This is a genomic window from Pseudomonas sp. xss_4, assembly GCF_043104125.1.
Taxonomy (GTDB): Bacteria; Pseudomonadota; Gammaproteobacteria; order Pseudomonadales; family Pseudomonadaceae; genus Aquipseudomonas; species Aquipseudomonas parafulva_B.
This window is the reverse complement of sequence record NZ_JBICKJ010000036.1, coordinates 1-9,318: the sequence shown is the minus strand read 5'-3', so window position 1 is coordinate 9,318 and position 9,318 is coordinate 1. Positions and strand designations below refer to the sequence as shown.

At 60.4% G+C, this 9,318-nt stretch carries 8 protein-coding genes and 2 pseudogenes; 2 read left to right on the top strand and 8 right to left on the bottom strand.

The window, feature by feature from the left end; genetic code table 11:
- Both ACF8GB_RS07030 and tssG read right to left on the bottom strand, forming a co-directional pair.
- The coding region (locus ACF8GB_RS07030) for an FHA domain-containing protein (RefSeq protein WP_392526751.1) at positions 1 to 419 on the bottom strand (419 nt) is incomplete at its 3' end.
- Positions 416 to 1,434, bottom strand: a pseudogene (gene tssG / locus ACF8GB_RS07025) (type VI secretion system baseplate subunit TssG). The gene ACF8GB_RS07030 and the pseudogene tssG, both read right to left, overlap by 4 nt.
- A gap of 435 nt (positions 1,435 to 1,869) precedes the next feature.
- On the opposite strand from tssG, the pseudogene ACF8GB_RS07020 reads away from it, so the two are divergent.
- Positions 1,870 to 2,725 (top strand): annotated as a pseudogene (locus ACF8GB_RS07020) (IS5 family transposase).
- Positions 2,726 to 2,903: 178 nt separating this feature from the next.
- Positions 2,904 to 3,701, top strand: a complete 798-nt coding sequence (locus ACF8GB_RS07015) for a hypothetical protein (RefSeq protein ID WP_392475432.1) — start codon at positions 2,904 to 2,906, stop codon at positions 3,699 to 3,701.
- An 18-nt stretch (positions 3,702 to 3,719) separates the two neighbouring features.
- On the opposite strand, the gene ACF8GB_RS07010 is transcribed toward ACF8GB_RS07015, so the two are convergent.
- From ACF8GB_RS07010 to ACF8GB_RS06985, 6 genes are all read right to left on the bottom strand, one after another.
- Positions 3,720 to 4,583, bottom strand: coding sequence for a phage integrase N-terminal domain-containing protein (locus tag ACF8GB_RS07010; RefSeq protein WP_392475431.1), 864 nt, complete (start codon positions 4,581 to 4,583; stop codon positions 3,720 to 3,722).
- Positions 4,584 to 5,431: 848 nt separating this feature from the next.
- Positions 5,432 to 6,556: an STY4528 family pathogenicity island replication protein gene (locus ACF8GB_RS07005; protein WP_392526750.1), complete on the bottom strand. Its 1,125-nt coding sequence runs from the start codon at positions 6,554 to 6,556 to the stop codon at positions 5,432 to 5,434.
- 132 nt (positions 6,557 to 6,688) lie between these two features.
- Positions 6,689 to 6,976, bottom strand: coding sequence for a HigA family addiction module antitoxin (locus ACF8GB_RS07000; RefSeq protein WP_196186759.1), 288 nt, complete (start codon positions 6,974 to 6,976; stop codon positions 6,689 to 6,691).
- 26 nt (positions 6,977 to 7,002) lie between these two features.
- The gene (locus ACF8GB_RS06995; RefSeq protein WP_058639901.1) at positions 7,003 to 7,272 is read right to left on the bottom strand and encodes a PAAR domain-containing protein; all 270 of its coding nucleotides are present in this window, start codon (positions 7,270 to 7,272) and stop codon (positions 7,003 to 7,005) included.
- 34 nt (positions 7,273 to 7,306) lie between these two features.
- Positions 7,307 to 8,176, bottom strand: coding sequence for a hypothetical protein (locus ACF8GB_RS06990; RefSeq protein WP_392526748.1), 870 nt, complete (start codon positions 8,174 to 8,176; stop codon positions 7,307 to 7,309).
- A gap of 16 nt (positions 8,177 to 8,192) precedes the next feature.
- Positions 8,193 to 9,206 (bottom strand): DUF6708 domain-containing protein, encoded by a 1,014-nt coding sequence (locus tag ACF8GB_RS06985; RefSeq protein WP_196126124.1) that lies wholly within the window; start codon positions 9,204 to 9,206, stop codon positions 8,193 to 8,195.
- Positions 9,207 to 9,318: the final 112 nt, after the last annotated feature.

Genomic DNA, 9,318 nt, shown 5'->3' with positions numbered 1-9,318 from the left:
AGGCGCTCGTCCTGGAGGTTGAGCAGTTCGCCCACGTCGTACTGGATCAGGTGGCGCGACGGGTCGGGCAGCGCATGTTGCTGGTCGTGCAGGTGGACGGATACCCGGTAGGGGCCGATGTGCAGGATGTCGCCTTCGGCCAGGCGGGCGCTGACGTGCAGGCCCAGGGCGGCATCGCTGCCGTTCAGGCGCATGTGGCCCGAGCGGTCGACGACGCAGAACAGGCCCTCGTCGAGCACGATTTCGCAGTGGACGGGATGGATGCGCTCGCGGTTGTCGCTGAGCAGCCAGTCGGTGCCGTGGCTGCCGATGGTGCCGCCGGCGGCGTCGAAGCCGTAGTTGGGCGCGCAGCCCTGGCGCAGTATCTGCGGGTTGACGACGACCAGGGCGATGCGTGGCGCATTGGCGGGCCGGTTCATGAGCGCACCCTGATGCGGACGGTGGATTGGCTGCGCAGGCTCTGGCGATCCATGAAGCTCGTCCAGCCCAGATGGGTGCCGTTGCTGCGCTTGAGGTTGAACGGCGGTACTTCTTCCTGACGCAGCCCCAGCTCCAGGTCGTAGGCGGTCGGGTCGGGCAGCAGGAAGTCGATCAGTTTGCGCAGCCGGGCGAAGTTCTCGCCGCTGGGCAGGAACTGGCGGAAGCGCTCCTGATTCAGATCGCGGATGACCAGGGTGAACTTGCTGGCGCGTGTGCGCACCCGGCCGCCGAGGACGAAATTGTCGCCCAGGGTGCCGTTGCGTTTGCCCAGCGCCAGGCGCTGGGGCTGCGGGATGTCCATGTAGCGTTGCTCGAATTCGCGGAGGCTGACGTCGGTGAGGTCGAAGCAGTGGGCGATGATGCCCGAGACGACGGTGGGCGAGCGGCTGCGGCTGGCAATCATCCCCACGAAGCTCAGCAACCGGCTCCAAGGCAGCGGTGTGGCGCCGCGCAGGGCGGCGTCATCCAGACCGATCATGGCGAAGATGTAACGAGAGAAGCCGTCAGTGGCGCCTGGTTGGAAGCGCCGGTAGTAGCGGTACCTGGGCCAGCTCTAATGCAACAGGGTATGCAGGCGATGGTTGAAGAAATTGAAGTAGGCCAGGCGTACACCGATGCCCTGCGCATGCTCATAGGCCACTTCGTCAAGGTAATAGCTGGGCAGCGGCGAATAGGTGCCATGCAAGCCAAAAAAGTGGTTTGAATGTGGTAACGATCCTCTCCAATCTCCCCAGTGTGCTCAGCACTGAGTACATCGGCGATGGGGAGTGACAGTTTCGGAGAGACTTCGAGTCGCAAGCGTCTTCGGGTTTGTGGGGAAGGGGAGCGTTGCTCAAGATCATCGCCGTGTACCTGGTAAATCAACTCCAGAAGCTGGAAGTCCGAGTACTGATGGGCCTTTGGCAACATGCAGTCCACAAGCAGCACGGACTTTTTGTCTAATTCATCGCCCATGTCAAATCCTCAGAGAACGGGATGGTTTCTATATGAGGGGTAGATTTGTAGGGATAATTACCGGTTAGTAGGCGTTGATCAAACAGGCGCTATTCGGCAGTTGTGTCCAAAAGAAAACCATGCAATGAAGAAGGGCTTCCAGTCGAGGCGCGAAGTGTAAGCAGATGTTTTTAGAAAGTTGGTTATCGCTCTGTCGCGCAGCCCACCGCATTTTTCTGTTCGAAATAAGTCTGGCGCGTGGGATGTTCAGTCGTGCTGGTTGCTGCCGCTAATTCCGAGCAATGCGGTGGGGCAATGCAGAATTTCGAGTTAAATGCTCGGTTACGGCGGGCTCAGCGGCTAGGCTCTGTCTGAAATCCCAAGAAACTGAAATGTGGCCCCGGAACAGCCCGGGTTCGGTACAGTCGCCGACCATCTACGGAAAGGAATTCTGTGATGGCAAAGCGTTATGAGCTCTCTGATGAAGCGTCGGAGGTGGTCGCCGATCTCTTTACGGCAGTCCACGTCAGGGGCAGGTCCCGCAGCAGTGATCGCTTGATGCTCGATGGTGTTCTCTGGGTGCTCTGCTCAGGAGCAGCCTGGCGAGATATGCCCGAGCGTTTCGGGTCTTGGGCGACTGTCCATCACCGCTTCCGAGTCTGGCGAAACTGCGGAACGTTCGATCAGATGCTCAGACGATTGCACCTCAGACTCAATGACAAAGGCTTGATTGATCCCCACACCTGGATGATCGATTCGACCGCTGTTAGAGCAACCCGTGCTTCATCTGGAGCGCGGAAAAAAGGGGGCCTGACGAGCCTGCCGATCACGCTCTAGGCCGAAGTCGTGGCGGCCTGACAACCAAAATCCACATGCTCTGCGACGCCAGCGGGATACCGTTGCGCTTTCTCCTCTCTGGCGGTCAAGCCAGTGACATCAGCTACGCCCAACTACTGCTGGACGAGGTCAGCATTCCATCGAGCCAACGTGGCCGCCCGCGCAAGCGCTGTAAGTGGCTACTTGCCGACAAGGGCTACGACGCCGAAGCGCTACGCCGCTACTGCGACCAATATCGAGTGCAGCCCGTCATCCCGTTGCGCTCGATGAAGCGCAAGCCCAAGCCTGGCTTACCCAGACTGTTCGACCGGCCCAAATACCGACAGCGCAACATCATCGAACGCATGTTTGGCTGGTTGAAAGAGAACCGCCGGATCGCACGCGCTTCGACAAGCTCGCAAAAAGTTACGCCGCGATGGTTTCGCTGGCTTGTGTCCTGCGGTATATGCGACGGCTTTTTTCAGACAGAGCCTAGCGCAGTTCAAGGTGTAATGCTCGCCTTGCGATTTAATCTATATAAAATACAGAGAATTGCAGCAGGCCCGATAAGCAAGCCGTCTTCGGAGCGAGTTGCCATTTAATGGCAGCGTTGCTCTGCAGGCGGTTTTTCTTTCGGGTCGGTATAACCATGTGAGCATGTAAAGGAGCATTGATTGGACGCGTTTATTGCCTGGATAAATAACCCGCTTGTACAAAGCGCTGTTATATCCCCACTTATCGGCGCCATATTGGGGCTGCTATTTGGCGGATTCAACAACACCCCTTCGCCTGCGGCACCTGTCACAGTGCAGCAGACCGTTATCACCTTCAGGCAAACGGTCGTGGTGAATCAAAGCCGGGGAACATCCTCTTCTTCGGACGACGTATGGGCTTACCTTGGCGCTCTGTTCATTGTCGTGGCCGTTGTCATCTGGGGGTATAGCCGTTACGCCAGTGAAATCCTGCACTATTGGCTGAGTGGGGTGTTTTCCTGCACGGCGTTTATCCTGGCGGCTGGTTTGGCCTCTGCCATCCGGGGGCAATACAACAGCGCGGAATGGGGCTGGTACATCTTCACGCCCCTGGTTGCAGTGGGCGCCTCTATCTACCTGACCGAACTGGCGCAGGCAGGCATTATTGCCGGCGCCCGTGAGGCTGCTTTCCGCTACGGGATTATCGATTACTATTTTGATGTACTGGAGGACGAGCATCGGATTTGGATACTGTCCCAGCTCTTCGGAGTCGTGATGGGGGTTGGCGCAACGCTTGCTGCGGCGCTTCGGTCACTGCATTACCTCGCCTTGATGAATCAGCGGGCCAGCGGTGCACTGTCTTCGGTCTGGTTTGCCTTGGCGCGGTATACCCGGTTTTCCGCACGGGCCGGCGGCGTTGTGCTGCTGATCATGCTGCTTGGCGGGGCCTACTTCATGCTCTCAGGCCTGGCGTATGAACTGTGGATGCGACGAGGCTAGCCAGCGACTGCCCGGCGACTAGCGTCCCACATACAGCGTGACGATCTGGTGCCGTTCATGGCCCAGTTCATGGCTGATGATCTGGCGAGCCTGCCTATCGATCTGGCGCTGGGCCGGGGTTAGCTCACGCGCGGTTGGCCCGCCCGCAGCCGGCGCCTGCCAGCCGGTCAGCGCCTCATATCTTGCCTGGGCGTAATGATGGCGCAGGCCATGCATGTTGCTCAGCCCTGCCGCCTTGCACTGGCCGTCATACACATGTTGCTGCTGGATGTAGGACTTGTTTGCCGGGATCAGCGAACTGGCCCTGGCCAGTGTCCGCGCCGCATCGAGCACCGCCCGTTGCTGCGGCGTCGTAATGGGGACGCTGCGCGGTTTGCCGCCTTTCGTCCATGAGCCTTTGAGCGCGATGTGATCGCCCCGGTCGGCCCAGGTCGGCTGGAACTTGATGCACTCCTGGCGGCGCAGCCCGAAGGCGGCTTGCAGGCGCAGGCTCATCTGCACGTGCGGATCGCGGATGGCATCCAGGCGTTCATCCAGAGTCTGCGCCTTGCTCTGGTTGCTGCTGTACTTCGGCTCGGGAATGCCGAGCTGGCGATTGTCGGCAGGTAGCAGGCCGGCCTTGCCGATTTTCTCGGCCCACCAGCGCAAGTGACTCAGGCGGTTCTTCAGGGTTCCGGTCGAGAGCCCCTGTGCCTGCCACTGGTTGAGCAGCGTATTGACGTGATTGCCCTTGAGCGAACGGGCCTGCATCTGGTTGAACCCGGCATCACGCAACTGGCGGGCCATCAGCGTCAGCGAGCGCTGCCGGTCAGCCTGCGTGGCAAAGCTGCCGTCACGGTTGCGTCGGCACAGCTGTATCAGCGTCCAGGTCAAATCGTCCATCGTCTGCCTCCTGTGTGCCGGGTGTCGCGTCATGCTGAGAACTTGATCGGTTAGTGTTGTTGCCAACTCGCTATCGCGAGATCCCCGAAGGGCGAAGGGCTGGGTGCTCAGCGCACCCCTTGCCTCGGCATGAGGCGTCCACCTTGCTTCCTGTGGGAAGGCCGGGCGGCATGTCAGCGTGCGTAGTGCATGGATAAACCTCCTGTGGATGGGATAAAGGAAAGCTCTCGGCTGATGACGACAGCGGGCATGGGACAGACAGGCAGCAGGACGCTGCGGCGGATGGGACGACGCCGAATGGCTGGGAGATAAAAGTGGCTCACCCTGTGGCAGGGGCGGTGCGCAAATGGGCCTGGCGCGCCTGGGGTGGCTTCATCCTTGCGGACAGGCACTTGCAGAAGCCGGTGCCTTTGGGTGGCCGGATGGGTACGGCTGCGCAATGACGGCGCATGGACGCTGCGCCAGCATGTCCGGCATTACACCTGCCGGCAGGTCAGTGCGGGGTCAGTATCGCGGGGCATCATCATGTGCGACAGCGACAATAGGATGCTGCCCCAGCCCGTATTGTTGCGGCGGTTCGCGGTGTCGTCACTGCGGTGTGCAGTGACGACACCAGCAGGCCCCGGAGGTCGTTCTGGCGCAGGAAATGACTTGGCCGACGCGGTAGAGGCAACGCCTTCCTGCCATCTGCAGCAGCCACGGCATGCCGCCTGTGCGCTTCGCCACTGACGCGGCCTGCGGCCTTGTCGGCTGCCTGATCCGCCAGGACAGAGGCCGTCCTGACGGCTCAGGCAGCTTGCAGTGGATGGGGCAGCCGCGCTGACTGCAACCACCGGATCGCCGAACCGTCATGCAGGCCCGGGCCGCCATCCCTTGCCCTGCAGAAAGCGGGTGGTCAGCTCGCCGGCATTCGCAGGCCTGTTCAACATGTTGCGGATGTTGGCAATGTGCGCCCTGACCAACTCCGGGTCGGCGGGCTTGAACTCGGGGGCTGGCGTTGAGGATGGAGACGGGGTGACGGCGGGTTTTGCCGCAACGGCCGGACAGGCAGGCTGGCGCAGCTTGCGGCCAGCCCAAAAGCGGAACTCCCCGGCCAGCACCCGCTTGATCAACCCGAAGAAATAGGCGATCACGTTGTGCACCGTGCCGCTCTGGCTGCGGGCCTGCAGCTCGTCGAGCACATCCTGGCGCTGAGCCTCGGGCAGGCGCCGCAAGGCCACGACCACATCCTGCTGCTGCCGTGGGGCAAGCCGGCCCAGGCAGGGAGGCAATGCAGGCGGGTTATCCCCAGCCCCCTCTTCGCGCGCGCGGTACGTACGTTTTTTATACTTATACATACTATACGTAGGGTCGGCACCTTCCGTTACGGCAGCCATCGTCGTGTTCTGTGGCGGAACCGAAGTGCACTGAGCAGACGGGATGTCGGCCGGGTGTTCCGGCGACGGTGCGGTCGTGGATTCGTCGGAAGCCCTCGGAGTCGTCGGGCCTGCGTCGTCGGAGTCATCACCGCCGGACGAGGCGTTTGCCTGTGCGGCCTGGATATGCGCGGCCACACGCGCCACCTGGTTGTTCCCCGTGGCCTCGCGCAGCAACTGCGGCAGCGTCGGGGCAAGGGCGCAGGCCTGGGCGAAGTGGTGTGAATGGTCATGCACTTGATACTGCTCGCTCAGGACATGGCCGGTCAGCGGGTCGCGCTGCTGACCGGCCAGGCTGATCCAGCCAGTCAGGCGCAGTACCACCAGGACGCGCCAAGTCGTTTCATGGCCGGCTTTCTGGCCGAGCGGAATAGAGGTGAGGTAGCGGCGCAACTGCCCGAGGCTGGCAAGCGAACTGATACCGTCAGGGGCACGCAGCATGCGCAGCATCTGCCAGCCATTGCGCTCCAGTGGCGTGAGGCGGGCATCGAGCATCAGGGCGGTCGGGGTGGCGAACTTGGTGTTGTGCGTGTGTGCAGGCGTTTGCGGGATCGTCATGAGCATTTCTCCGGTGTCGGGGGCTGGTTGGCCGGTGTTCCTATCTCACCGGAGACCTGAACGGGTGTCAGGCGACAATGCGTTCTGTGGCGTCACCGCATTGCCGGCAACTGACGACCGTGGGCCTGCCTGTCACGTGTATTGCGGGGTGTACAGCGGCGCGATGGGCGGATGCGGGCGCTGCCGGGCTTGCCAGAGCGACCAGGCCTGCTGTTCGGCCAGATACTGGCGTGCTGTGCCCAGACCGGCCAGCTCCAGTCGGTGGGCCAGGTCGGCATGGATAGGCGTCCGGCCATTGAGTACCGACCGCAACTGACGGCTTGAATAGCCCAGGTGCGCTGCCAGGGCATCGAGATTCATGCCCAGCGCCGGAAGCACATCAAGGCGCAGTGCCTCGCCTGGATGGGGTGGGTTGTGCATAGTAGAAGCTCTCCTCTAGCAGCCGGTTATGCTTTGTTGTAGTGCTCTGCACAGGATGATGAGACAGTGCAGCCGCAGGCGAGCTGCGCGGGCTCGAACACCATGGGACGGCCATTCTGGATGGCCGTGCCGTCACCGCCCGAGACCAGCGGGTAGGTGCCCTTGCATTTCGGGCATTGCGCCTCGTCGCCGAGCAGGCACTGCGGGATGCCGTCCACGGGAAAGCCGCTGGCCTCGATCATCGTGCCGCCGCCGGAATGACTGTCTCCCAGGCGAATCGCGCCGCGTCCTGACATTTTTCTCTCCTTCGGTGCACGGCACCGTGCAGTTTTATTCGCTCTTGCAACCGAGCTGCTGGCGCATCTGTTCTTCCAGGGGTTCCGCTTGTTCTGCGGGCAGGTTGCGGAAAACGTTGTCCACGTTCTTGCAGCCTTTTGGCTGCAGGGGCTGCAAGGTATTGCCCTTCAGCAGCCCCCACCCGACGCTGAGAGCAAACGCAACCAGCACTGGCAGAATGACCCAGAGGAACATCTTGGCTCTGAGCCGATAGAACGTGCCCCACTCGCTTTCTTCTTCATTAGGTGCCCTGTTGCTGGCGGACGTCTGCCCCAGACTGGCAGATGATGGAGTGCCTGCAGTAACGGAAGGTGCATCGTTCGCTACAGGGGGTGGCGCGTCGCTGACACAGCGCTTGAAGTAGGCTGCTACCCGGGACTGGCCATAAACCGTTTCAGCCCGACGCCAATCGCCGGCGGACACCAGCAGCAACTCCAAGGTATCGCTGAAGCACCCGTCGCCCAGATAGCGGTAGACGAAAAAGTACTGGTCACCCAACAGGTGTTCAAGCTGCGCCAGATCCTGCTCGAACTCATCGTCTCCCATGTGGTGGTAAGACTGCACGATCTCCTCGCCTGCAAAGCGCACTTTCACCGTATCGCCATCATCATCGAAATCGGCGGTGAAGGCACTACCCAGCTTTTCTTCCAGCCACTCGACGATACCGAAGGTGCTTTCCTTGAAATCCAGGAAGTAGCCATAACTTGTGATCAAGGCGTTCACGTAATCGTCTACTGACGATGCCGCCTGATCCCCCGCGCGCTCGTTGAACTGCTGGATAAAGGCTTCGCGCACGGCATGTGCCTGCTCGTCGCCGGGGGCGGCGAATACAGCGGAGAATTGCTCCCACGTTGGAATTTGCATGGTATTGGTTCGCTCTCTATGTTTCCGCCGGCGCCGATGCTCGCCCGGCTTCCTCGATGGCGCGGGGGAAGCGCGGCTCGTAGCACAGCAGCAGGGACAGCCAGTGGCCGAAGGCGTGGATCAGGATCAGCGGCAGCATCAGGATGTTGAGCAGCACGAACACCCACAGGGCGCTGTTGCGCAGGAAGCGGGTGTCCAGGCCCCAGGCGGCCTTGAGGGACAGCCAGGGCCAGGGGAATTTGGGAATGAGTTTTTCAGGCGCCGGGGCGGCGGCGGGGCCGTCTTCCATATAGCGGCGGATATATTCCCAGAAGGCCAGCAGTTCGCTGGCGTTGCGGATGGGTTTGCCGACGAAGGCAACCTCTATGTCATCAGTGGGATTGCCTTCGAGATCGGTGCCGTCGCCTTTGTCCCAACTGAGCCACACAAAACCGCCTGTGCCTTCGAGTTCGGTCATGTTCTTTTCGACGATGATCTGGGCCTTGTCCCAGTCCATGATGCGGGTGCCGCCGATAAGGTTGGGACGCAGCAGGTAGACCTTGCGGGTAATGCGGTTGAAACGAATGATCAGGCGGCGGGCGGTGAAAGCCTCCAGAAATATATATCGGAAAGCATATTTATAGTAAATATATAAGGCGGAGATCGGGATTAATAGGGCGAAGCTCAGGACTGTAAAGTCAAAAGCCCCCACTGGCTCCCCATTTTTCGCATGGCCTGTTACTGCGAACTGAATAATGATCCATATCAGGCCGAACAGCATGCATAGGAGTATTGCTGCAGCACTGCCTATGGATAGTGTAATAAGTCCGCGCTTTTCATCATTGGGAGTGCGCACATCGATATGAGTATTGTTATAGGCATAGAGCGACTCGTTGTCATAAACCGATTTCGATACCGACTCCTGAACGCTTTCCGGCGCATTGAGTACAGGTTGCCCCGGCTGGCGTTGCTGATTTTTGGCTTCTTCTGCAATTTCTTCATAGGATTTCTGGCTCTTGGACCAATGAAACCCCCATTCAAATAAATACATTTAGAGTGTACTCCCTACTGCGCGCTGCATAATCTCTATCTCCTTCTCTTCCGTATCAGCGATGCCCTTGCTGCGATCCTTGCGGAAGGTGCTGTGGCTCAGGTAGCGCTGG

Coding starts and splice junctions, on each gene's coding strand:
- ACF8GB_RS07010 (WP_392475431.1), bottom strand. CDS start 4,583: ATGGACGATTTGACCTGGACGCTGATACAGCTGTGCCGACGCAACCGT.
- ACF8GB_RS07005 (WP_392526750.1), bottom strand. CDS start 6,556: ATGACGATCCCGCAAACGCCTGCACACACGCACAACACCAAGTTCGCC.
- ACF8GB_RS07000 (WP_196186759.1), bottom strand. CDS start 6,976: ATGCACAACCCACCCCATCCAGGCGAGGCACTGCGCCTTGATGTGCTT.
- ACF8GB_RS06995 (WP_058639901.1), bottom strand. CDS start 7,272: ATGTCAGGACGCGGCGCGATTCGCCTGGGAGACAGTCATTCCGGCGGC.
- ACF8GB_RS06990 (WP_392526748.1), bottom strand. CDS start 8,176: ATGCAAATTCCAACGTGGGAGCAATTCTCCGCTGTATTCGCCGCCCCC.
- ACF8GB_RS06985 (WP_196126124.1), bottom strand. CDS start 9,206: ATGTATTTATTTGAATGGGGGTTTCATTGGTCCAAGAGCCAGAAATCC.